Source organism: Bacillus sp. 1NLA3E, from assembly GCF_000242895.2.
Classification (GTDB): domain Bacteria; phylum Bacillota; class Bacilli; order Bacillales; family Cytobacillaceae; genus Bacillus_BU.
This window is the reverse complement of record NC_021171.1, coordinates 2824391-2846858: the sequence shown is the minus strand read 5'-3', so window position 1 is coordinate 2846858 and position 22468 is coordinate 2824391. Positions and strand designations below refer to the sequence as shown.

The following is a 22468-nucleotide window of genomic DNA, read 5'->3' as shown; positions in this document are numbered from 1 at the left end:
TCTTCTTATCTTTCAAGTTTTATAAAACTTGCTGGAGTTAGCACCTTTTCAATGGTAAAAACATTGATGGTTGCTGAGGTGTCATCGGGCCATACCCTCGACCTCTCTGGATAAGAAATTAATTATTTAATTTTTTCTAAACTTTACTATAAAACCTATTGAAAAGTCAATTACTTTTATTAAATATTCGATTTATTAAGAAAATAATTATTTCGATAGAAGAAAAATCTATTGAACGGATTAGGTTTTTTAAAAAATAAAGGCTCTGTTAAACTAGAATGTTGATTTCCGTTCCAGGCGCTTCGCTTTACGCGGGGTGGGCGGTGAGCCTCCTCGGCTCTAAAGCGCCTGCGGGGTCTCACCTGTCCCACTGCTCCCGCAGGAGTCTCGCGCCTTCCACTCCAATCAACATTGTGCAAAAAAACAACATTGTGCTTTAACACAGCCAAAATAAATTATCTCTCAACCTTCATTAAGCAGGGTGGGGGACATGCAAGGGGAAAAAAAGGTATGATAAGTAAAAGGGGAGACTTGATTAATGGTTAATACAAATCTTGGTCAATATCAAAATCCACATAAAGGCCTCCCGTTGGTGAAACTTTTAAAAAGAGTAAGTTTTATCGTCCTAGGGTCAACGCTAATGGGCATAGGTCTTGAGGAATTTTTAGTACCGAATATGATTTTAGATGGGGGCATTGTTGGAGTTTCAATTATCCTTTCACATTTTACTGGATGGAGATTAGGCTCTATTATTTTTGCGCTAAATATTCCATTTTTCTTTATTGGATACAAGCAAATCGGAAAGACTTTTGCACTGTCCACCTTGCTTGGAATAACTGTTTTATCGATTACAACAGGCTATTTACATAGTTTTCCGGTGTTAACCGAGGATTTATTACTGGCAACAGTATTTGGTGGAATTGTTTTAGGGATTGGTGTAGGCATGGTCATTCGCTATGGTGGCTCTTTAGATGGAACGGAAATCATGGCGATATTATTAACTAAAAAGCTACCTTTTTCAGTTGGTGAAATGATTATGTTTTTTAATCTATTTATTTTTACATATGGAGGATTTGTTTTTGGATGGGAGCGTGCAATGTACTCATCCATTGCGTATTTTATTGCTTTTAAAACGATTGATATTGTAATCGCTGGACTAGATGAGTCTAAATCTGTTTGGATCATTAGTGAATACCATCAAGTTGTGGGTGATGCAATCCTTGCACGTTTAGGAAGAGGGGTGACTTACTTAAAAGGTGAGGGAGCCTATACCGGTGATAACAAGAATGTGATATTTTGTGTGATTACGCGTTTGGAAGAAGCAAAACTAAAGTCAATTGTCGAAGAAATCGATCCAGCAGCTTTTTTAGCTGTTGCAAATATTTCGGAAGTAAAAGGTGGTCGTTTTGTTAAAAGGGACATTCATTAATAATCGTTATTGTTTATATTTTAAGGCAAAGTAATTCCATCTTATTAATAAGGTTTATTACTTGACGCGTATTGTTTACCATTTTATACTAAGTTACATAATGTAAGTAATAAGAACGAAAAGAAGTGGTGATGACAATATGCTTTCAATTGATATAAAAAATATTTTAAAAGAAAAAATGACGATTATTAACATAAATAGTCAATCGGCTCTTTGTTTAGTTGGCCCGGTTGATTTACCTGTTCAGGTGGGTAATGAAGTAGTTACATTTAATTGGTATACTTGGTTATCCTTAAAAGGGGAAATGGCACATAAGGATAAGAGTGCTATTCTTGAATCCATTTCCAAAGCTCAACTGGCTGACCTGCAACAGTCCTCCATTTTAATGTATGGTGATTTTAAAAACAACGATAGGTCTTTAGTCCGGTTCCACAGCATTTGTCACACTGGAGACATTTTTGGAAGTAAACGGTGTGATTGTGGGTATCAATTGCATCAATCATTAAGTATGATTGTGGAGAATGGCCATGGAGCGTTGTTTTATTTAGCTCACCATGAAGGCCGAGGCATTGGGCTGTTCTCGAAGTCACTAGCTTACCTGTTACAACAAGAGGGATATGATACTGTTGAGGCAAACCTTGCATTAGGCTTTGATGATGATCTTCGCTCATACGATGAACCTATAGTTGTTTTACAGGAATTGCGCTCAAAACCTGTCATTCTGATTACCAACAACCCTAAAAAACTATTAGCCTTAAAAGAAAAAGGTTTATCTGTCAGTTCACATCTCCCACTATGGGGAGGTATGAGTGAGTATAACCGAAAGTATCTAGAAACAAAGATTCAGAAATCTGGTCACATACCAGAACCAAAACGAATAACGATTTGAGGAGCTTACCGAATGAAAACAGATCAATATTTTATGAATCTTGCTTTAGAATTAGCTGCTACTGCAAAGGGAAAGACCAATCCTAACCCATTAGTTGGAGCAATAATCGTAAAAGATGGTATGGTAGTTGGCTCAGGGCTTCATCGGAAAGCAGGTGAACCTCATGCAGAAGTACATGCATTTCGGATGGCAGGTGAACACGCTAAAGATGCCACTCTGTATGTAACTTTGGAGCCATGTTCATACTATGGGAAAACGCCACCTTGTGCTGAATTGGTAAAAAATTCTGGGGTCCGCAGAGTTGTGATTGCAATGAAGGATCCAAATCCTTTAGTCGCTGGAAGAGGAATCAAAATCCTTAAAGAGGCAGGGATTGAGATAGAGGTGGGGATAATGGAGCAAGAAGCTCGACTCCTCAACGAAAGATTCATTCATAATATGATGACGAGCACCCCTTTTATCATTTCCAAAGTGGCCATGACCTTGGACGGTAAACTTGCCGCCTATAATGGTCATTCTAAGTGGGTTACAGGGAGTGAAGCCCGCGAGAGTGTGCATCAGCTTCGTGATGAGACGGATGCGATTATGGTAGGAATTGGAACAGTCCTTGCTGATAATCCGCAACTTACAACCCGACTACCCGAAGGTGGGAAGAACCCAATTAGGATTATCCTTGATTCAAATTTAAGAATGCCAGTAGATGCAAATTTAACAGATACATCAGAAGCACAGACATGGATTGTTACCCGAGAGGAAGCGGACCAAAATAAATTGGCTTTATTAAAAGAAAAAGGTGTCCAGTTTATTTTCACCAATAAGGACGATACTGGGCTAGATTTACATCTTGTTTTACAGAGGCTTTTCGAAAGAGGGGTAACGGATATTCTGCTCGAGGGTGGAAGTGAGCTTAATGGTGCATTTTTAAGAGCTGGTTTGATTAATAAATTTTTAGTTTATATTGCTCCAAAATTATTAGGTGGCCGGAATTCCTTAACACCTTTCGCTGGGGTTGATTCCGAAAGTATGAATGAGGCATTGAATGTTGAAATCCATTCCATTGAGAACTATGGTAGGGATGTTTGCATCACAGCGTATCCGATTTAGGATTATAATCATTGAAAAAGCTTTTGCTATCCAACTTAATACAAAAGTTTTTGACATTTTTATAGGATGACCTTATACTTACCTAAGTAACTATTTCGAACCAGGAATAGTTATTTTTTTGTAATGGTAGTTACCTAGGTAACTAAAAGGAGAGAATAGCTATGTCAGGCAATAGTGAATTATTTCATTTAATCAATCAACTTTCTAGAAAATTAACGAAGAAGTTAAATGAGGTTTTACAGCCATATGGATTATATAGCGCGCAGTGGTCGGTCATATTTGTATTAATGCGAAAAGGGACATTAACTCAAAAGGAAATTAGCGACTATTTATCGGTCGAAGCACCTCCGATGACAAGAACCATCAAGAGGCTAGCAAACCAGGGTTATGTTATTCAGGAGTATGGCACAGATAAGCGGAAAAAGTATATTAAGTTATCGGATCGAGCAATTGCTAGTTATCCAGAATGGGAAAAGGCTGTTATTCAAATGAATGAAGATTTACTACAGTCATACCCAGAATCAGCAAGAAAGGAACTAGCCACTCTAGTATCAAAGTGGTTATTCCAACTTTAGGAAAACAAAGGGGTTTAATAATGAATAAAACAGCTTTATGGACAAAGGATTTTTTATTAATCGCGGGTGGAAATTTCTTTGTATTTCTTACCTTTTATATTCTGCTAGTGTCTTTACCAATTTATGCAATTAATGATTTGCATAGTAATAATGTCAAGGCTGGATTACTAACAACCATTTTCTTATTTTCAGCAATCATTATTCGCCCATTTACTGGATATTGGTTAGGGAAATTTGGCAAAAAGGTTATATTAATTTGCGCGTTAACGATATTTGGAGTTTCCTCGGTATTTTATTTCGTTCCCGACACAATGAATGGTTTATTGCTGCTAAGGTTAATCCATGGAATAGGTTTTGGAATGACTACCACAGCTGCAGGAGCTATTGTCGCGGATATCATTCCGGATTCAAGAAGAGGGGAAGGGATGGGGTACTTTGTCCTTTCTTCCACTATTGCAATGGTCTTAGGCCCCTTTATAGGTCTTACAGTAATGAATCACTGGAGCACCAAGGTAATGTTTTTAATTTGTATAGTTAGTACATTGTTTTCATTAGTATTTGGTCTAATCATTAACTTGCCAATGCAAAAAAATAGCTTAAATAAAGCTTCAATACAATTAAAGGACCTTTTTGAGTCATCAGCAGTGCCCATCTCTATAATAGGAGCCATTTTTGCATTGGTCTATTCATCCGTTCTTTCTTTTGTATCTGTATACGCCAATGAAATAGGACTTTCAAATGTTTCAAGCTTTTTCTTTGTTGTATACGCGGTTGTACTGTTATTATCAAGACCTTTTACAGGGAAATGGTTTGATTTATATGGTGAAAATTGGATTATATATCCCTCCCTAATTTGTTTTGGAATCGGAATGTATGTATTAGGTATTACAAGTTCTGCCATTATATTTATCTTATCAGCAGCATTAATTGGACTCGGGTGGGGTACTGCTTTTCCGAGTTTCCAAACCATTGCCATTCAATATTCGCCACCTAAACGAAGAGGGCTAGCAACAGCAACATTCCTTTCGATTTTCGATTTAGGAATAGGGATAGGTTCTTTTGTGGTGGGATTCGCTATTAACAAGGTGGGATTCCAAGTGATTTACCAAGCGGGTTCTGGTTTAGTAATAGTGGGTATTCTAATTTATTATTATATGCATGGCAGGAAGCTTTCAAAATCAAAAAGTATAAATAAAGAAGTAGATTCTCTTTCTCATTAGGTCTGAAATATTTGGAGGAAAAGAATAGTTCAAAAGATGTCCTAACTTCGTCAATTTTTCCTAGTATTTCGTGTGCATTAAGACAGAAAATTTGGTATATAATGAATATAAAGAAAATTATTTAATTTATGAAGGGAAGTAAAGTAATGCATGAACTCAAGCACAGTTCACATCGTTTTTCAAATTATGAGGTTAATGTCGCGTTTCCAAGTGAAGATGGAATAGATGTTTTTCTAACTGGTGCTAGGTTTCAGCAGTGTTTATGGTGTGGAGAATCGGAACTACCGATGGAGATGAAGGAAATAATCGAATCGTCTCTTGCGGAGAAAAGGAAACATCCACAATCAATAAAAGACTTTTCTTTCATGGATTTTCCTTAAACCGACGTTTGTTCGGTTTATTTTTTTTGAAAAAATAACCACCGCTGTAGTGGAAGCGGTGGTTAGGAATATTATCTACTTTTAAACGGCCTTAAACCACGTCTTTGAATTTCATCTTTCAAAAGCTTTATCCAATCCTTATCTGTTTCCGACTTCAATGCATCACGATACGAGACGACTAACTGCTCATTACTCATAATTTTCATTTGCATTCCTCCTCGGTTTTAAGGAAATCTTTAATATTTATTTATTGTAAAGGTTTTTATAGATTTTGAAAACCCTAAATTTTTTTGAATTGTGTAAAATTTTTGACAAATAACAATCGACTTAATAATATTATTTTATGTTGCTGTTTGGGCTTTAAGTTTTTATAATTGAAAAGAAAATAATTTACTTAAGGAGTTGCAAACATTGATCCATCAAATATGGCATGATCGTGAATCAATCAAGAAGGTAACCTGTATCCATACAAATGCAAAAAAATATGTGGTAAATCAAGCGTTAACCCCTGGAAAAACATACGAAGTGAAGAATGAAACAGAAGAGTTTTATTTCATTATCGATAATTCAGGAAAAGTTGGCGGATTTTATAAGGAATATTTTCAAAACCAATAATACAAAGAGACAGTTAGTTGAAGAAATGCTAACAGTCTCAGATTGTCTATCCTACGGGATTTGTTGATCTCCGCTCCAGGTGCTTTAGCGCCGAGGAGGCTCACCGCCTGGAACGGAAATCAACAGACCTATTGAGCAGTGTATTTAACAAATTAACGCGGTTAATCACTAAAGTTTTTAGGTAAAATAAGAGGCTGTTAGCAAATAAATGCTAACAGCCCTTTTTTAATAGGAAACGCCTGTCCAATGAAGGCAGGCGCATGAGAATATTTATTTTTCTAATTGTGGTGTACTTTTGGTATGAGTTTGGTACATTTTTTTAGCTAGCAATGTTTGCAGGATTAAAAATGTCCCTCCCACTGTCCAATATAATGGAAGGGCAGCAGGGGCGTTAAATGAAACCATAACAATCATGAGCGGTGACATAAGTCCCATCATTTTCATTTGTTTTTGTTGCTCAGTTGTCATGTTAGATTGCGAAACCTTAAATTGGAAATAATAAATAACTCCAGCTGCGAGGGTAATCGCAAGATCTGAATGGCCAAGATTAAACCAAAGGAATGAGTGAGTAGCAATCTCACTGGAACTTCTGATTGCATAATATAATCCCATTAATATTGGCATCTGAATGATCATTGGTAAACAGCCCATCGCCATTGGGTTAACCCCGTGCTTTTTGTATAATCCAAACATTTCTTGTTGGAGTTTTTGTTGTTCATTTTTATCTTTTGTATTTTTTATTTTAGTTTGAATTTCGTTTAGTTCAGGCTTTAAGCCTTCCATTTTTTCTTTCATCTCTTGTTGACCTTTGTACTGTTTTAACATTAAGGGCATCAATACTAAGCGAATAATTATGGTAATAAAAATAATCGCTAAGCCAAAGCTGCCGTTAAAAAGGGTAGCCAAACCGTGAATCGCTGTTGAAAATGGGCCTACGAGTAGTTTATGAAAATAACTACTGTTATTTTGAGCACTAGATGCAGAACATCCAGATAAGATAAGGGTTAATAGTCCGATCATCATCATGATGATAACTGATTTGTTTAATTTCATGATTATTCCTCCTGAAGTAAATTTATTCTAAATGTGAAGGAAAACCAAATTTGTATCAGTTTCATCATTCGTACCAGTTTTATTACGGACAAACTTAATAATCCATACAAGCAACTGGTTGGGTATGGTTCGACTCTTTTTTTGAATCTGTAAATCATTTATCGTCAATGAAAATTCAATTTTATTTGTAATTAAATCAATATTTGTATTCTTGAGCGTCCACACTAAAAGCAGTTTTAATGTAAGACCAATTAGAAGTCCAGCATATAACGAGTAAAGAGCATATATATTGGTGAAATCCAAAATATATTCGAGCAATATTTTCACCTTCTTAAACACTAATGATATGAGTATATAGAAAGTTTTCAAAGAGAGCAATGGAAAATAAGAGAATTTATTTCAAACTTAGAGTAATTGGATAACTGGTTTTCGTAAATATGAATGGAATAGATGATTCCAGCTTGGTTTTTGACCAAAAAAAAGGTGCTTCTCCACATGGAAAAGCACCTTCACTTAGGCCATTTTTACCCATTCTTTTGTTATTAGCTTATATGCCTCTTCAACTTTCTCTTCACTAGGGGGTACGATTCCTTTGAGAGGATATTCCATCCCTAGTGCTTCCCATTTGTATACGCCTAACATATGGTAGGGGAGAATTTCAACCTTTTGGACATTCTTTAATGTTCCAATAAATTCACCCATTTGTTGTAAGTCCTCAAAATCATCAGTCACACCAGGAACTAAAACATGACGGATCCAGACTGGAATATTATGTTCTGATAAGTAAGTGGCAAAAGCTAAAATATGGTCGTTCGGCAAACCAGTAAGCTTAATGTGTTTTTTGCGATTAATATGCTTTAAGTCAAGTAATATTAAATCGGTGTATTGCAATAATTCTTTAAGCTGTTCCTGGAACATAGGTGTCGTTGAATAGCACCCACCGGATGAATCAATGGTTGTATGAATTCCCTTCTTTTTACACTCCTTAAAAAGTTCAGTCAAAAAAGGAAGCTGCAACAAAGGCTCTCCGCCACTAACAGTAATTCCTCCACCTGATGCTTCAATAAACGGCATATAGGTGCTTAATTCGTTCATGATGTCGGAAACAGACATTTGTTTTCCTGAGCCAATTTCCCATGTATCAGCATTATGGCAAAACTGGCAACGAAGTAAGCAGCCTTGTGTAAAAATAACATACCTTATGCCAGGTCCATCGACAGTTCCAAAAGTTTCGATTGAGTGAATGTTTCCGTTCATCATGATTAACCCCTTCCGTTGTAAAAAAAAACCATCCTCATCTTGAGGGAGAGGATGGTTTTTTCTTTGCATGCATTTATTCCATTACATTGATTCGTGGAATGTACGATTGATAACGTCTAATTGCTGTTCTTTTGATAATTTAATAAAGTTTACTTCATATCCAGAAACGCGGATAGTTAATTGTGGATATAGTTCTGGATGATCCATTGCATCTAATAATGTTTCACGATTGAATACATTAACGTTTAAATGGTGGCCAGTTTTTAAACCATATCCATCAAGGATTGAAACAAGGTTACCAACACGGCTTTCCTCATCTTTTCCTAAAGCTTTTGGTACGATAGAGAATGTGTTAGAAATACCGTCCATTGCATAGCTGTAAGGAAGCTTAGCAACAGATGATAATGAAGCAAGCGTACCTTTTGTATCACGGCCATGCATCGGGTTAGCACCAGGAGCAAATGGTTCGCCAGTACGTCTACCATCTGGTGTATTACCAGTTTTCTTACCATAAACTACGTTTGATGTAATCGTTAAGATTGACATTGTATGAAGTGAATCACGGTAAGTAGGGTGTTTGCGTAATTTTTTCATAAAGGCTTTAACAACATCAACAGCGATGCTATCAACACGGTCATCGTTATTTCCGTATTTAGGGAAATCGCCTTCTGTTTCAAAATCAACCGCTAAACCATTTTCATCACGAATTACTTTTACTTTTGCATACTTTATTGCACTAAGAGAGTCGGCTACAACACTTAATCCAGCAATTCCAGTTGCCATGGTGCGAAGGATTTTAGTATCATGAAGAGCCATTTCAATGCGTTCATAGCTGTATTTGTCATGCATATAATGAATAATGTTTAAAGTGTTGATATATAATCCAGCTAGCCATTCCATCATTTGGTCAAAGTTTTCCATTACTTCGTTATAATCAAGAACATCTGAAGTAATTGGACGATATTTAGGACCCACTTGGATCTTTAATTTTTCATCTATTCCACCATTAATTGAATAAAGGAGGGTTTTAGCTAAATTAGCACGAGCTCCGAAGAATTGCATTTGCTTACCAATTTCCATTGCTGATACACAGCAAGCAATTCCATAGTCGTCGCCATATTCAGGAGTCATGATATCGTCATTTTCATACTGAATGGAGCTAGTTTTAATGGACACTTTAGCGCAGAACTTTTTAAAGTTTTCTGGTAGTTTTACTGACCATAGAACTGTTAAGTTTGGTTCTGGTGCTGGTCCTAAGTTGTCTAGTGTATGAAGGAAACGGAATGAATTCTTTGTTACTAATGGACGACCGTCAAATGCCATACCACCGATTGATTCTGTTACCCAAGTAGGATCTCCACTGAAAAGATCATTGTAATCAGGTGTTCTTGCAAATTTCACAAGACGAAGCTTCATAATAAAATGATCGACAATTTCTTGTGCTTCTTGTTCTGTTAGGACACCATTGGCAATATCTCTTTCGATATAAATATCTAAGAAAGTTGAAACGCGTCCAAGACTCATTGCAGCACCATTTTGTTCCTTAACAGCAGATAAATAACCAAAGTATAACCATTGGAAGGCTTCAATAGCATTTTGAGCTGGTTGAGAAATATCAAAACCGTAACCTTTAGCTAATTGCTTTAATTCTTTTAACGATCTAATTTGTTCGGCTATTTCTTCACGAAGACGAATGTTATCTTCGCTCATTACAGGAGTTGTCCCAGCTAAATCCTTTTTCTTTTCCTCTATTAGGAAATCTACTCCGTATAATGAAATACGACGGTAGTCACCAATAATACGTCCACGTCCGTAGGCATCTGGAAGTCCAGTAATAATAGCTGATTTACGAGCAAGCTTCATTTCATCTGTGTATGCATCAAAAACGCCTGCATTATGAGTTTTGCGGTAATCTGTAAATAGCTTTTCTACATTTTTGTTTAATTCGTATCCATATGATTCGCAAGCTTGTGCTGCCATACGAATACCGCCAAATGGTTGCATTGAGCGTTTGAATGGTGCATCAGTTTGTACGCCGACAACTTTTTCAAGCTCTTTATTTAAATAGCCAGGACCATGAGAAGTGATTGTTGAGACAATCTCTGTGTCCATATCTAAAACTCCGCCATTTTCACGTTCTTTTGCAGTTAAGTCCATTACTTGATCCCAAAGTGCTGTTGTAGCTTGAGTAGGACCTACTAGGAAAGAGTCATCGCCTTCATAAGGTTTAAAGTTTTTTAGGATAAAGTCGCGAACGTTAACCTCTTTATTCCAAGTTCCATTTGTGAAATTTTTCCACTGTTCCATCTTGCTCCACCTCTTAAATGTTATTTATTTTTTATGCAACAGTTTTGACGTTTTCATCTTACAACCATTGTAACAGATTAGAAGTGAGAAAAGTCACCTTTATTTTATAAGTAAGAAGAAAATAGGGCTGAAACCATATAGAAACAAGGTTTTTATACTTTTGACAAATTTGTGAATAGGATAATTAGCAAGATGTGGAAGGGGAAAAATGAAAACTGTACTATAATTGAAAGCGTGTTTATTTAAACTGTTATAAAAAAGGATAACATTTCTGCTAGCGTTTTCATTTTGAGTACCTTATTAATCATTTTCCATCTTTTAGCGATAAATGATACTGGGAATTACTTCTGCTTTTATCACATTGCTTGCTTCAAATTTGCAAAAAAAGAACAGGGGACTATTGCTCCTGTTCAGTCGACCATTATATAGGCAATCATTGGACCATTGTGCATCTTATCAGGATGTGTCAGACAAATTAGACGGTAAACCCCCTTTTTTTGAAATTGCAGTGGGATAATGGTTTCCTCGTTTTGTTTTACTGTACCTTTTATGCTTGTTCCTTCTATTAGAAATGGATGCTCCCTGCCGTTAATTCCTAAAATATTTAATCTGATCTTTTCTCCTTTATGAACTAAAATTGTCCCAGGATCCCAGCGGTATGCCTCGATGTCTACTCCACCTATGGTTTTCCCCTTGAATTCTCCTGTTACAAGGTGTATGTCTCGAACCTTTTCTTGGGTTTGGTTAATAGTGGTAATTGCTTTTGAATTAGTAAAAAGCCAAAAGGAAGTTACAAAGATTGAGCAACAAATGATAAATATAATAGCTAAAGTTTTTTTCTTCAGTATTAAAAAATGCATTCATTCACCCCCAAATAGTTGTCCCAATATCAATATATGCACAACCACTAAGGGAACTTGTCTGTTTTTTTCGTAAAAGGTAGGCAAATTGACATTTTTGAGATTGTATTTCTTTTTTGATATAGTTCTGAAGTGCGGCATTTCTTTGTCAATAATTGGAGCGAGTGTTTCATTTTTATAACATTTCTTAAAAAAAGGGGAAACAGACAACTCTTTTTGCTAAAATAATTGTGATTTTAATATAGTAAGGTGTGTTCCTTGTGCGGAAAATATTTATTGTCATTTTCTTTATAACTAGTCTGTTTATTGTACAATTAAAGACATTTGCCCATCATCAAGATCAATTAATGATAAAAAGTGAAGCAGCAGTTGTAATGGATGCTCAGACAGGTGCGGTATTATATGGTAAAAATGCCGATGAAAAAATGTACCCTGCTAGTTTAACAAAGATTGCCACGGCTATATACGCAATAGAGAATGGAGATTTACAAGATAAAGTTACCATCAGCAAAAATGTTGTTAATACGGATGGAACAAAAGTTTACTTGGAGGAAGGGGAGGTTGTAACCTTACACCATTTACTCCAGGGGATGCTGATTAATTCGGGTAACGATGCTGCAGTTGCGATTGCAGAACATTTGAATGGCAGTGATGAGCAATTTTCGAATAGTCTTAATAAATATTTGAAAGAAAAAATTGGAGTTACCAATACTCATTTTACTAACCCTAATGGTTTGTTTGATGAAAACCATTACACAACCGCGGAAGATTTAGCGAAAATCACCAATTATGCCATGAAAAATAATGTCTTTAAAGAAATTTTTGGAACGAAAGAATTACAGTGGGACGGGCTTTCGTGGGATACAACCTTGATTACACATCATCAAATGTTAAAGGGAGAAATTCCTTATCCAGGAATTACTGGTGGTAAAACAGGGTATGTTGATGAATCGAAGCAAACCTTAGCTACAACTGCAGATAATGGCCAAATGAAATTAACAGCTATTGTTTTAAAAGCAGATAATAAAAAAACAATATATAATGAGACAATCCAATTACTCGATTATGGTTTTCAAAACTTCAAAACTTCCTATTTACCTAAAAGTAAAACATTTACTGTGAAAAATAAAAAATTTAAACTTACAGACCCAATGTTTATTAGTGAACCAATCAACGGAGTAAACTACGTGGTTTCGAATAAGGGACTATTACAGATACAAACAAAGGACCTTGAGACCGTCCAAACCGTTCAATTAACTCCAGTTGAAAAAGAAATACATGAACAACCTGTTTCAAAGATCCATGAAACGAAAGAACCACTTAATAAAATGAATGCCCTTTATGGAACGTTATTTTTAGCTGTTTCAGGGCTTGCGTACAGCTTGATAAAAAAGAATAAAAAATAAGAGAAGTGGGATCCCACTTCTCTTATTTTATTAGGGTCGTTAGTATTAACATAACAAAGGAAATGAAAATAATTGAAATGACTAATATCCAAGCTAAATCCATATTTCCTGAGTCTAGGGCTATATAAACCGCAATTGGTATGGTTTGAGTTTTACCAGGAAGGTTTCCAGCGAACATAAATGTTGCTCCGAACTCACCAAGTGCTCTGGCAAAGGCGAGTATAAAGCCAGAGATGATGGATTTTAGAGATAAGGGGATTGTAATATATAAAAAAACTTTCCAATCATTGGCACCATCAATTCTTGCAGCATCCTCAATATCTAAATCGACTATTTGAAATCCCGTTTTAGCTGATTGATACATTAGAGGAAAGGCAACTATGGTTGCAGAGATTAAAGCAGCCCACCACGTAAACATAATCGATTGGTGGAAAATTTTTTGAAATAAAATGCCGACTGGACTTTGGTTTCCAAAAATCACAATTAACAAAAAACCTACAACAGTAGGGGGTAAAACAAGTGGGAGAAGTAAAATTGTTTCTATTATTACTTTGCCACGTACCCGAAAACGTGTCATCCACATCGCGAGTGTAATGCCTAAAATAAAAACGATAATAACTGCAACTGAAGCAATTTCTAAAGAAAGTTTTACAGGGGTCCAAAATTGTTCGTTCAAGCTCATCAGTCCAATACAATAAATCGATGTTTATTATAGATTTTTTTTGCTTTTTCACTTTCCAGAAAGCTTGAGAAAAGGGAAGCTTCATGTTTATGTTTTGATGTATTAATGATTCCGGTTGGATAAATAATTAAATTATGACTTTCTTCAGGAACCTCAGTGACGATCTTAATCTTTTTGGAGTCGATTGCATCAGTCAAATAGACAAACCCTGCATCCACATTTCCAGTTTCAACATACGTTAATACTTGCCTAACATCTTTAGTCGGGACCATTTTATTTTCTAATTGAGACCATAACCTCATTTGTTCAAGTGCTTGTTTCGTGTATTCACCAGCAGGAACAGTTTCAGGTGTTCCAATCGCGATTTTTTTTATATCATTATGTATTAAGTCCTCGATATTTGAAATAGGTGTTTTTGAAGAATTAGATTGAATTAATACAAGCTGGTTTCCCAGTAGATTTTTTGCGGTATCTTTTTCGACTAGCCCTTTTTCCATTAACTGTTTTGCTTTTTTTTCATCAGCAAAAATGTAAAGATCTATTGGTGCCCCTTTCAATATTTGTTGTTGCAAAGTACCAGAGCCGCCAAAGTTATAAACGATTGAAACTGATGGATATTCTTTTTTAAACTCTTTTTGGATGTCTATCAGTACATTTTGAAGACTTGCAGCAGCCGATATGGTTAAGGTAACATTCTTTTTTTGTTCTTTTTGTTCTCCGTTTTGGGTGCAAGCAGAGAGCAAAATGATGGTAATGAAAATGATAAAATAGCGAGAATATTTCATGATGATAAATCCTTTCGAAAGGCTATATAGGAAAAATATAAGACTTAATCGAATTATACCTAATAATAAACTAATCGAACAGTCTTCAATTAAGCAGAGCATGTATATTTTGTGGAGAAGGGGAGAAAGGAAAAAGACTAAAGTTTAACTTTAGTCTTTACGTAATTAGTGCATTCTTTGTTCAACTTGTTTGCAAACTTCATCGGTTGAAAGGCCATTTGCTTCGATTACAGGACCATTTGTTGTGATTGTCTCGATGCCCATAACATTAGAATCTAATCCTGTAACAACACAGCATGAGCAACCTTGTGCATCAGTTTCCTGCTTTAATTCAACGACATCAAATCCTTTTTCACGAAGGGCCTGTTGAATACTTGTTAGGGATTGTTCTACTCCAATTTTAGTCAAATAAAACACCTCCTCCCACATGTAAGTTTTCCAATCTTTGTCTATTATATTCGTATCTCTTTTGGATAAAATAATTTTGTAGTTCAAAAATCAAAATGTGTTAAGGGGAGAAGTTTGAATGTCAAAACGCAAGCAAGATCCTTCTACTGTAGGACTTAGTTCTTCACAAGTTGAGGGGCAAGGTACAACTAATCAAGAAACGGGCGGAAGGAAAGCAGACTCCTCACGAAGAAAACAGAAACGGACCTAATCACAATAGAGTTTGATCAATTTAACAGAAAGGATGATGATTTAAAATCATCTTCCTTAGATTGTCGAGAAAGGTTATTTTCTCGGCAATTTTTCATACTGTCAGAATATTAAATACCGATGATAAAGATTGTCTATGCTAACGGACTTGTTGATCTCCGCTCCAGGTGCTCTGCTTTCCGCGGGGCGGGCGGTGAGCCTCCTCGTCGCTAAAGCGGGGTCTCACCTGTCCCGCTGCTCCCGCAGGAGTCTTCGCACCTTCCGCTCCAATCAACTAGGGGTAAATCAACCATAAGAATTGCATCACTTATATTCTTCAATCCCCGTAACCTGCAGTAGCGAAGCCCTTGCGGCTCTTTTGATTCTGCGATGCTTCGCTCTATTTTTCTTTTCGAAATTTATAAAGCATTTACTTACTTGAATTTCCTTAGACTGTTTCACTTTTTCCTTTCCTTTTAATGGCTTTTTTTCGTGTTTGATTCTTTCCGCTTCTATTGCCTTGTTTAAGTCATCAAAATATTCCCAAGTATTCACTTCAACTTCTTGTTTAGTATTCTTGTGTTTATTTGCGGTTGCCTTTAAGTGTGTAGAATCTGTAAATAAATCACATCCGAACCATCTTATGATTTATCACTAGTAGAACAATCTAATCAAAAAGCTCCTGAAAAATAATTGTATCCTTAAAACAGTGTTGACGATTCCAACTTATCGTAGAGTGATATGGAACTGGTACTTGAATTTCAAACCTAAAAACTAGCGGTAGGCGACGTTTGTTCTTTAATTACGTTCACCGAAATGTACCATTATGACATAATATTTACCGATGAATGACAGGCTTTTCACCAGATTGAATATTTCGTTTAGATTAAACCACCATCTCGAAAGAAATGAATACTTATATCGGCCTAATTGAACATGTATCTCGGATGAAAAATAACCTCCTACAATGAGATGACAATGATTATTCAGTGATCTTCCACAATCGGGCCATTTAATTGAATAACATATTTGAAGAAAATCGTAATAAGTGAAGAGTTAATGATTTTCAGTTAGTAATGGTCAGATTAGTTAAAGATGAATAATCGTAAAATAATTCCCAAGACTAAAAATAGAGCTTATGAAAAGCAAGGAGGCTGCCAATTTGGAGACTTTGGGAACAAGCAATTATTACGATGTTATAGTAGGTAGTGTAAGAAGTGACTTTTTTGAATTTAGCAGAGGTAGGAAAATCACGATATGAAGAAATTTAATATTGGCACTCTACTTCTCATAGGATTTTTAATTAATTCAGACAGTCAAATGGCTTTAGCAAAGAATAATACTAATCAACGGGTTCCTTTTTTGGAACAATTAATGACGCACTCCTTAAAGCATTATGAGGTTCAAAACATTAAATTAGAAAATGATTCTGGATTCCATCGAGTATTCAGTATTAACGATGGTTATCAAGAACGTGTGCTCAGAAAAGTTGTGTATTGGCTTAATAACTCTAGTCGAGTAAATGGAACTTCTGAGGTATCTTTACAGAAACCGTCCAATAAATTGACATTAAAAACGGCAAATGATGAAGTGATTACCATTGAACCTGCTTATAAGTGTGTATTTGAAAACAAACGTAAAACCTGTGCAGCTAAAGATGGGGAATTAATCATTTCGAAAAATAGCCATAAAGTGCAAATAAAGTCCCAATCACTATTTGATTGGCTCATAGTAGGGTGGAGAAAAGAATTGAACGGACCTACTAAAGAGGAATTGCTTGAAGAAGCATTGTTTACACGTTATTTATATACCTTGGGTCCTTCTTATTCTGATTTTTTTATGTGTCCAAAAATCAAAATTGAACCCATTGATGGGGACACCAGGAGACATCTCATTTTTGCCAGTGCTTTAAACTATTCAGGACACCACGATGGAGATTTTGATAGACTTACTTTTTCTGTAAGGGATTCTAACCTAGAAGGGTTACAAGTGACAAATGAAAAGATTAAGAAACACATTTCGGATAAGGGGAGTCAAAATCAATGTCAAACGTTCGATTAAATATTGTTTTATGCCACAAAGGCGTTTCTTCAAAGTAAGAAACCAGTTTGTGAAGGATTGTACTTACACTAAAGGGGTAATAGTTCAACAAGCTAATCGATTTTAAGACTAAACACATATTTCCTTATTCCATTAAAGGGTGCTTTAGTTAAAGATGAATAAATAAGAAAAGTCGATTCCTTAACTTTGGAGATCGGATTTTTATGTTAAGAAGGAATGAGTTCTTTGTTGTAATAAATGGTGAAATCATTGATATACAACATCTCACCCCTTTAGCACAATAAACAAAAACAAGCCGATTCCTCCTTAGCTTAGGAAAAATCGACTTTTAATGCATTGTTTTTGCCAAAATTCAGGTCTACCCATAATAGCAAAATAATCCATACTCTTCATAGTACATATAGTTCTGAGTTAAATTTTAACTGTAACAGAAACAGTAACCTCACCTCTAGCTACATCGGGGATGGTGGAATCTGCTGCATTCTTTAATGCTTCCACTAATTGCTTATTATCAATTACTACTTCTCCGCCTGGTGTAATTGCGAAAGCTTTTGGAGTCAATTTAAATTCTTTTTCCTCCATTTTTTTCACCTCCTTTACTAACCTACGAGATCTTTACTATCTAAATCATCTGAAATTTCCATTAATCGCTCTAACCCCTGTTTTTTAGGGGTATAGTTACCTAGAGGAATGGCCACACTCAAATATGTTTCCGATTCGGTCAACATCAACTTCTGTTTAACAAATTGATTCAGTATATCTTTTACTTCTTTCTTTGTATGGGGAACTTGATTTCTTTCCAAATGCTCTAAAATAGTTTTATACGAATGTATGTTATCACAAAGTTGGAAAAGATCTTTTTCTAACCCCGTTAGCACAAACATATGGTTTTCAATACGAATTGGTCTAAAATCTACCAAAACAAGATGCTCACCGAGATCAACAGAGAAAAACTCGCTTTGGTTATTTTGTTTTTGCCAAGCATCAATCTCTTGAATCAACGCCTGTGTATAGGAAGCAGGATTTTGTGAAGATGCATAATCAAATTCAAAGTGGTAAGCGAGTTTCATAAGCGTTTCTCGAGATTGTTCCTGATAAACAAGATGATAGGCAAACATTGGCCTGATATTAACAATTCCAAACTCCGATGCATTATTAAAGTATGGACTAAATCGATCTAAACGAATTGGAGAACAATTTCCTGGTGGATCCAAGTGAGTGAGCGCTTGAATGACATCAACCACTTTTTGATATTCCTCCTTATTTTCACTAGGGAAACCATATAAGAAATTCCAATATGGATACACTCCAAATTCTTTAGCCCATTTAAGTAGTTGAACGTTTTGCATCATGCTGATACCTTTACCCATTAACTTGAGAACGGAAGTAACCAAGCTCTCAATACCGGGTTGAATATGATGAAAACCTGCATCTCGAAATAACTGAACTTGATCCTTCCTCAAATTGGCCTTAGTCTCATAGAACATGTCTAAGTCCAATTGCATATCTCGAAGTTTGGGTAGAAAATCACGAAAATATTTCATGTCTATGATGTTATCGACTGCAGAGACTTGGTTTGTATACTTTTGATAACGATCTCGCAAAAAAAGAAGTTCTTCTATAGCCCGATCAGCTGATTTACTCCGATAATTCAAATTTTCTCCGTTTAATCCGCAAAAACGACAGTGTGACTTGGCCCCCCACCAGCAACCTCTTGATGATTCAAACAGAAGTCGTGGAGATGGTTCCGTTCCATAAAATCCATATTTTTCAAACTGTGTAAAGTAATCGTCATAATTTGGATAAGGTAATCTATCCATATCATGAACTGGAGGAGAATTTTCCGAACGAGTTATCAGGGGTTCATCCGTGTATTTTGATTGCAGTATAATCCCCTCTGAACGGCATAGACGAGGATCTTTATACTCTTCCATCTGCTCAACAAAGTGCTTAAATGATAGGTCACCTTCACCAGAGCAAACAGCATCGAGGAAAGGAAAAGACTCCAAGAGTGCTTTTCCCATTTCCCCCTCACAATTAGCTCCACCGAAAATAATAAATTTATTTGACCAGTTCTCTTTCAATCTTTTAGCCATACTTAATGAAGCGACATTTTGCTCGAATACAGAGGTAAATCCAATAATGTCATATTGCTCCCATTGATGCTCTACAAGCGCTCGCTCCATGAATGGTTCTACGTAATCACGTATAGTCAACAAACGTTCATAAAACTCTTGACGCTTGGTGTCCGATCTAAAGAAATTGAACTGACCGATATATTTTTTATAATCAGTAAAATTGTCCTTTCCATATAAAGACTGAGAAAAAATCCAGTCCCCAGAAAAAGCCTCTTCAGGTGCAACTTTTTGTTCAACAAAATAGTTATATATATCTGTTGTTACCATGGAACCAAACAACAAATTCAGATAGTAGGTGTCACAGACAAAGCCATTTTTTTGTAATGATGCTTGTAAAAGGGAGATGCCAATAGATGGTTTATATAAAGAACCAAATGGCATATTTATTAAAGCTATTTTCATTATTTATTAACCGTCCTTGTAAGTATTTGGTCGTAAACTCGCAGTACTAATTTTGGTCAATTAATAATTTTGTTATTCATAAAAAGGTAAAAATTTACAATTACTTCACAAATATTAATAAATATGAAATTAAAATTTCAAAAGGAGGTTACGACGGTTTAGCAGGTGAACTATATACGGAAGACGGCTGGATTTATCGTTTTAGTAAAAAAGCATAAGTAAGACTTCCTTATTCAACTATCGGGTGCAAATCTGAAGCAAGAGATGCGCATATTTTTGTTAGGGGACAGATTGGGAACAACTCCTTGATATCAAGGTAAAAGTCTAGAAGAAATTGTGAAATTCTACACTTAAAGTAACAGGGGCGTTAGTTGAACTAGAATCTAAGTTATTCAATTAAAGGGCGCTTTCCTGTAGCAAGGATTAAGCACTTTTTCCTTTTTTGGGCAGATAGTTGAATAAGAAGTTTAACAAATCGTTTGAAATATTGATAAGTTAAACCTATCAATTCCTTTAAAATGGAAATATATTGATTAAGAGGTGACCAAAATGATCTCACATCGATTACTTACTCACGATACAATCCTCGAACTATTGCCCCGCATTAGTCCAGATCAGAAGTTGCTTTTTTATAGTTATTTAGTTCAACGAAGGGAAAGAGCTCTATTTATTTGCCAATTCGCTGAAGAAAGTCTTACTGCCATATTAGCTTATTTTAGCGAACTTTCCTTCCCTGCGTTTTCCTTTTTCCGACTTGAAGAAAGTAACATCTTTTTTCCAGATCTCGTTGCGTTCACAAGAGAAACTCTCAAACTCGATGAAAATGTTGTTTGTGGCACGATACTCAGTAAACAGGATCTTGAACTTTTTCAATCCTTTGGACTTATCACAGGAAGCCCTCAACGATTTTTAACAATGAAGCATCAGGATGAATCGAAACTCCTTGAATCACACATTGTAGAAAAAATTAGTGAAAATGAATATTCCGAGGTGATTGATTTTTTACATAGAGGTGAAATGAGGTTTTTTACTAAGAGTGAGTTAGAGAATTGTCCTTTTCTTGGAATTAAGGAAGGGAAAGATTTCATAGCTGTGGGCGGCTACCATTTTTATGACTCTAAGCTTGTAGAACTTGGGAACATCGTGACCAGGTTAGATTACAGAGGAAGAGGATTAGCTAAGCACTTAACAAGTGAATTGACACACCTCGGTAAAAAACTTTCACCAGATGTCTATCTGGGTGTATTGGCAGATAATCTGCCCGCTGTCCGGGTGTATGAAGGCTTGGGGTATGGAATAACTGCGGAACTTTACATTGTCAATTTTACCTTGTCTAGTACTCTTTCTTATTGTAATTAATATTGGGACTATAGGGCAGAAAGTCCAAGAAATTGTAAATCCTTTTAGTCATAAGGTCAAGTAAGATTAAATTAATGACAAATTTCATATGTTTTGGAGGATGAATGAAAATACTCGGTTTAGTATTTAGTGCAAGGAATGATGGAAATTCATTTAGGATGCTAGATTACTGTATGAAGAAATTTAAAGGTAATTCCTATGAGATAGAAACAATTAATATCCATGATTTAAATATTAATCCTTGCGGGAATTGTAATATAGAGTGTTGTAAAGGTTTAGTCTGTCCAATTCAAGATGACATCCCAAGATTATTAACAAAATGCTTTGAAGCGGATTTACTTCTATTCTCTCTTCCAACATACTGCGGACATCTTCCTTCAACGTACTTTATGCTTTCGGAAAGATCACAAGCACTTATTAGCAAGGAATTTGACTATGAAAAAGAATATCTGAGGAAATTAAATTTTATATTTATAGGAAACATTACATCAGGTGCGGATATGTCAACTCACGAAGCATTATATACTTTTGCGGGGCTTAATTTTTCCCCAGAGTCAGTCCTGTTTTCTTCTAGGGATTATGATATGAAACCTATAAATGGAGACTTAATAGAAAATGGGCTTGTACAACAAAAGCTTAATGCTTATGTAGGAAGGTTGTTAAAAAAGGCAAGTGATATTATAGAGGTGAAGAATCAGGCACTTTAGTTGAAAGGAAGGGTTGTTCAATAGGATATTGTAATATTGGATATATTGGGGGGGCAATGTGATTAGGGAGATAAAACCTGATGATGCTGAAAGAATGGTAAATTTAATTATAAAAGTTGAAAATAAGTCCCAATATATGCTTTTTGAACCAGGTGAAAGAAACATTAGTCTTGAACAACAATTAAAAAGAATAGAAGTTATGAAAAAAGAAAGTAATTCAACTATTTTTGTAGCCGAAGAAAATGATGTACTAATAGGATATCTAATTGCTATGGGCGGCAATGCAAAAAGAAACAGACATTCCGAATATCTTGTTATTGGTATTTTAAGTGAGTTTAGAGGGCTTGGGGTAGGGACTAAACTATTTAAACACTTAGAAGATTGGGCATGGAAACACAATGTATATAGATTAGAATTATCCGTTGTAATTCGTAATGAAGCTGGACTGCGTTTATATAAAAAAATGGGATTTGATATTGAAGGAACAAAAAGAGAATCACTTTATATTGATGGTGAATTTGTTGATGAATACTATATGTCTAAACTTTTATAAAAATATTTTGCTAAGCCAACGGATATAGATTCTTCAATCATGAAGGA

At 35.6% G+C, this 22468-nt stretch carries 24 protein-coding genes, 1 pseudogene and 1 riboswitch; of the genes and pseudogenes, 13 read left to right on the top strand and 12 right to left on the bottom strand.

Translation table 11 applies throughout. The features are described 5' to 3' along the window. Window positions 1-2 precede the first annotated feature (2 nt). Window positions 3-117: riboswitch (SAM riboswitch) on the bottom strand. A 421-nt stretch (window positions 118-538) separates the two neighbouring features. The 6 genes from B1NLA3E_RS13460 to B1NLA3E_RS13435 all read left to right on the top strand — a co-directional run bounded on the left by B1NLA3E_RS13460 (window position 539) and on the right by B1NLA3E_RS13435 (window position 5597). Further along, window positions 539-1429: a YitT family protein gene (locus tag B1NLA3E_RS13460; protein WP_015594386.1), complete on the top strand. Its 891-nt coding sequence runs from the start codon at window positions 539-541 to the stop codon at window positions 1427-1429. A gap of 139 nt (window positions 1430-1568) precedes the next feature. After that, window positions 1569-2318, top strand: a complete 750-nt coding sequence (locus B1NLA3E_RS13455; protein ID WP_015594385.1) for a GTP cyclohydrolase II — start codon at window positions 1569-1571, stop codon at window positions 2316-2318. Window positions 2319-2330: 12 nt separating this feature from the next. Next, window positions 2331-3422: a bifunctional diaminohydroxyphosphoribosylaminopyrimidine deaminase/5-amino-6-(5-phosphoribosylamino)uracil reductase RibD gene (ribD, locus tag B1NLA3E_RS13450; RefSeq protein WP_015594384.1), complete on the top strand. Its 1092-nt coding sequence runs from the start codon at window positions 2331-2333 to the stop codon at window positions 3420-3422. 161 nt (window positions 3423-3583) lie between these two features. Continuing rightward, window positions 3584-3997 carry a MarR family winged helix-turn-helix transcriptional regulator gene (locus tag B1NLA3E_RS13445; protein ID WP_015594383.1) on the top strand — a complete coding sequence of 138 codons (414 nt, stop codon included), beginning with the start codon at window positions 3584-3586 and terminating at the stop codon, window positions 3995-3997. Between the two features lie 20 nt (window positions 3998-4017). Next, window positions 4018-5217: an MFS transporter gene (locus B1NLA3E_RS13440; protein ID WP_041580526.1), complete on the top strand. Its 1200-nt coding sequence runs from the start codon at window positions 4018-4020 to the stop codon at window positions 5215-5217. 146 nt (window positions 5218-5363) lie between these two features. Then, window positions 5364-5597, top strand: coding sequence for a hypothetical protein (locus tag B1NLA3E_RS13435; RefSeq protein ID WP_015594381.1), 234 nt, complete (start codon window positions 5364-5366; stop codon window positions 5595-5597). A gap of 71 nt (window positions 5598-5668) precedes the next feature. Here B1NLA3E_RS13435 and sda read toward each other — a convergent pair whose 3' ends face one another. Beyond that, window positions 5669-5803 carry a sporulation histidine kinase inhibitor Sda gene (sda, locus tag B1NLA3E_RS13430; protein WP_041580525.1) on the bottom strand — a complete coding sequence of 45 codons (135 nt, stop codon included), beginning with the start codon at window positions 5801-5803 and terminating at the stop codon, window positions 5669-5671. A 205-nt stretch (window positions 5804-6008) separates the two neighbouring features. Between sda and B1NLA3E_RS13425 the strand changes: the two genes are divergently transcribed. Beyond that, the gene (locus B1NLA3E_RS13425; protein WP_015594380.1) at window positions 6009-6212 is read left to right on the top strand and encodes a DUF6501 family protein; all 204 of its coding nucleotides are present in this window, start codon (window positions 6009-6011) and stop codon (window positions 6210-6212) included. Window positions 6213-6482: 270 nt separating this feature from the next. Here B1NLA3E_RS13425 and yidC read toward each other — a convergent pair whose 3' ends face one another. From yidC to B1NLA3E_RS13400, 5 genes are all read right to left on the bottom strand, one after another. Further along, a complete protein-coding gene (gene yidC / locus B1NLA3E_RS13420; protein ID WP_015594379.1) occupies window positions 6483-7265 on the bottom strand; it encodes a membrane protein insertase YidC in 783 nt (260 codons plus the stop codon). Window positions 7266-7292: 27 nt separating this feature from the next. Continuing rightward, a complete protein-coding gene (locus B1NLA3E_RS13415) occupies window positions 7293-7583 on the bottom strand; it encodes a hypothetical protein (protein ID WP_041580524.1) in 291 nt (96 codons plus the stop codon). Window positions 7584-7778: 195 nt separating this feature from the next. Then, on the bottom strand, window positions 7779-8522 hold the full coding sequence (gene pflA / locus B1NLA3E_RS13410) for a pyruvate formate-lyase-activating protein (RefSeq protein ID WP_041581100.1): 744 nt from the start codon (window positions 8520-8522) through the stop codon (window positions 7779-7781). A gap of 84 nt (window positions 8523-8606) precedes the next feature. Continuing rightward, entirely contained in the window at window positions 8607-10832 is a 2226-nt protein-coding gene (pflB, locus tag B1NLA3E_RS13405; protein WP_015594376.1) for a formate C-acetyltransferase, read from the bottom strand. A 410-nt stretch (window positions 10833-11242) separates the two neighbouring features. Continuing rightward, window positions 11243-11692: a cupredoxin domain-containing protein gene (locus B1NLA3E_RS13400; RefSeq protein WP_015594375.1), complete on the bottom strand. Its 450-nt coding sequence runs from the start codon at window positions 11690-11692 to the stop codon at window positions 11243-11245. Between the two features lie 260 nt (window positions 11693-11952). Here B1NLA3E_RS13400 and B1NLA3E_RS13395 point away from each other — a divergent pair, with 260 nt between their 5' ends. Next, window positions 11953-13098: a D-alanyl-D-alanine carboxypeptidase family protein gene (locus tag B1NLA3E_RS13395; RefSeq protein WP_236619578.1), complete on the top strand. Its 1146-nt coding sequence runs from the start codon at window positions 11953-11955 to the stop codon at window positions 13096-13098. A 22-nt stretch (window positions 13099-13120) separates the two neighbouring features. On the opposite strand, the gene modB is transcribed toward B1NLA3E_RS13395, so the two are convergent. From modB to B1NLA3E_RS13380, 3 genes are all read right to left on the bottom strand, one after another. Continuing rightward, the gene (gene modB, locus B1NLA3E_RS13390) at window positions 13121-13774 is read right to left on the bottom strand and encodes a molybdate ABC transporter permease subunit (RefSeq protein WP_041580523.1); all 654 of its coding nucleotides are present in this window, start codon (window positions 13772-13774) and stop codon (window positions 13121-13123) included. Between the two features lie 5 nt (window positions 13775-13779). After that, complete coding sequence (modA, locus tag B1NLA3E_RS13385; RefSeq protein WP_015594372.1) at window positions 13780-14565, bottom strand: molybdate ABC transporter substrate-binding protein; 786 nt, start codon at window positions 14563-14565, stop codon at window positions 13780-13782. Window positions 14566-14730: 165 nt separating this feature from the next. Further along, window positions 14731-14973 (bottom strand): YkuS family protein, encoded by a 243-nt coding sequence (locus tag B1NLA3E_RS13380; protein WP_015594371.1) that lies wholly within the window; start codon window positions 14971-14973, stop codon window positions 14731-14733. Between the two features lie 118 nt (window positions 14974-15091). Between B1NLA3E_RS13380 and B1NLA3E_RS24045 the strand changes: the two genes are divergently transcribed. Beyond that, the gene (locus B1NLA3E_RS24045) at window positions 15092-15223 is read left to right on the top strand and encodes a YuzL family protein (protein ID WP_083935102.1); all 132 of its coding nucleotides are present in this window, start codon (window positions 15092-15094) and stop codon (window positions 15221-15223) included. A gap of 407 nt (window positions 15224-15630) precedes the next feature. Here B1NLA3E_RS24045 and B1NLA3E_RS25660 read toward each other — a convergent pair. Then, a pseudogene (locus tag B1NLA3E_RS25660) lies at window positions 15631-15999 on the bottom strand (transposase); the annotation flags it as partial. Between the two features lie 459 nt (window positions 16000-16458). Between B1NLA3E_RS25660 and B1NLA3E_RS13370 the strand changes: the two are divergent. Continuing rightward, window positions 16459-17262 (top strand): hypothetical protein, encoded by an 804-nt coding sequence (locus B1NLA3E_RS13370; RefSeq protein WP_015594369.1) that lies wholly within the window; start codon window positions 16459-16461, stop codon window positions 17260-17262. Window positions 17263-17673: 411 nt separating this feature from the next. Here the strand turns inward: B1NLA3E_RS13370 and B1NLA3E_RS25340 are convergent, their stop codons facing one another. Next, a complete protein-coding gene (locus B1NLA3E_RS25340) occupies window positions 17674-17844 on the bottom strand; it encodes a hypothetical protein (RefSeq protein ID WP_187292105.1) in 171 nt (56 codons plus the stop codon). 17 nt (window positions 17845-17861) lie between these two features. Then, on the bottom strand, window positions 17862-19802 hold the full coding sequence (locus B1NLA3E_RS13365) for a RiPP maturation radical SAM C-methyltransferase (RefSeq protein ID WP_015594368.1): 1941 nt from the start codon (window positions 19800-19802) through the stop codon (window positions 17862-17864). 549 nt (window positions 19803-20351) lie between these two features. Here B1NLA3E_RS13365 and B1NLA3E_RS13360 point away from each other — a divergent pair. The 3 genes from B1NLA3E_RS13360 (at window position 20352) to B1NLA3E_RS13350 (ending at window position 22421) form a co-directional block, all read left to right on the top strand. Next, window positions 20352-21161: a GNAT family N-acetyltransferase gene (locus tag B1NLA3E_RS13360; RefSeq protein ID WP_015594367.1), complete on the top strand. Its 810-nt coding sequence runs from the start codon at window positions 20352-20354 to the stop codon at window positions 21159-21161. Between the two features lie 104 nt (window positions 21162-21265). Further along, on the top strand, window positions 21266-21868 hold the full coding sequence (locus tag B1NLA3E_RS13355; protein WP_015594366.1) for a flavodoxin family protein: 603 nt from the start codon (window positions 21266-21268) through the stop codon (window positions 21866-21868). Between the two features lie 58 nt (window positions 21869-21926). Then, window positions 21927-22421 carry a GNAT family N-acetyltransferase gene (locus B1NLA3E_RS13350; protein ID WP_015594365.1) on the top strand — a complete coding sequence of 165 codons (495 nt, stop codon included), beginning with the start codon at window positions 21927-21929 and terminating at the stop codon, window positions 22419-22421. Window positions 22422-22468: the final 47 nt, after the last annotated feature.

Coding starts and splice junctions, on each gene's coding strand:
- B1NLA3E_RS13460 (WP_015594386.1), top strand. CDS start 539: ATGGTTAATACAAATCTTGGTCAATATCAAAATCCACATAAAGGCCTC.
- B1NLA3E_RS13455 (WP_015594385.1), top strand. CDS start 1,569: ATGCTTTCAATTGATATAAAAAATATTTTAAAAGAAAAAATGACGATT.
- ribD (WP_015594384.1), top strand. CDS start 2,331: ATGAAAACAGATCAATATTTTATGAATCTTGCTTTAGAATTAGCTGCT.
- B1NLA3E_RS13445 (WP_015594383.1), top strand. CDS start 3,584: ATGTCAGGCAATAGTGAATTATTTCATTTAATCAATCAACTTTCTAGA.
- B1NLA3E_RS13440 (WP_041580526.1), top strand. CDS start 4,018: ATGAATAAAACAGCTTTATGGACAAAGGATTTTTTATTAATCGCGGGT.
- B1NLA3E_RS13435 (WP_015594381.1), top strand. CDS start 5,364: ATGCATGAACTCAAGCACAGTTCACATCGTTTTTCAAATTATGAGGTT.
- sda (WP_041580525.1), bottom strand. CDS start 5,803: ATGAAAATTATGAGTAATGAGCAGTTAGTCGTCTCGTATCGTGATGCA.
- yidC (WP_015594379.1), bottom strand. CDS start 7,265: ATGAAATTAAACAAATCAGTTATCATCATGATGATGATCGGACTATTA.
- pflA (WP_041581100.1), bottom strand. CDS start 8,522: ATGAACGGAAACATTCACTCAATCGAAACTTTTGGAACTGTCGATGGA.
- pflB (WP_015594376.1), bottom strand. CDS start 10,832: ATGGAACAGTGGAAAAATTTCACAAATGGAACTTGGAATAAAGAGGTT.
- B1NLA3E_RS13400 (WP_015594375.1), bottom strand. CDS start 11,692: ATGCATTTTTTAATACTGAAGAAAAAAACTTTAGCTATTATATTTATC.
- modA (WP_015594372.1), bottom strand. CDS start 14,565: ATGAAATATTCTCGCTATTTTATCATTTTCATTACCATCATTTTGCTC.
- B1NLA3E_RS24045 (WP_083935102.1), top strand. CDS start 15,092: ATGTCAAAACGCAAGCAAGATCCTTCTACTGTAGGACTTAGTTCTTCA.
- B1NLA3E_RS13370 (WP_015594369.1), top strand. CDS start 16,459: ATGAAGAAATTTAATATTGGCACTCTACTTCTCATAGGATTTTTAATT.
- B1NLA3E_RS25340 (WP_187292105.1), bottom strand. CDS start 17,844: ATGGAGGAAAAAGAATTTAAATTGACTCCAAAAGCTTTCGCAATTACA.
- B1NLA3E_RS13365 (WP_015594368.1), bottom strand. CDS start 19,802: ATGAAAATAGCTTTAATAAATATGCCATTTGGTTCTTTATATAAACCA.
- B1NLA3E_RS13360 (WP_015594367.1), top strand. CDS start 20,352: ATGATCTCACATCGATTACTTACTCACGATACAATCCTCGAACTATTG.
- B1NLA3E_RS13355 (WP_015594366.1), top strand. CDS start 21,266: ATGAAAATACTCGGTTTAGTATTTAGTGCAAGGAATGATGGAAATTCA.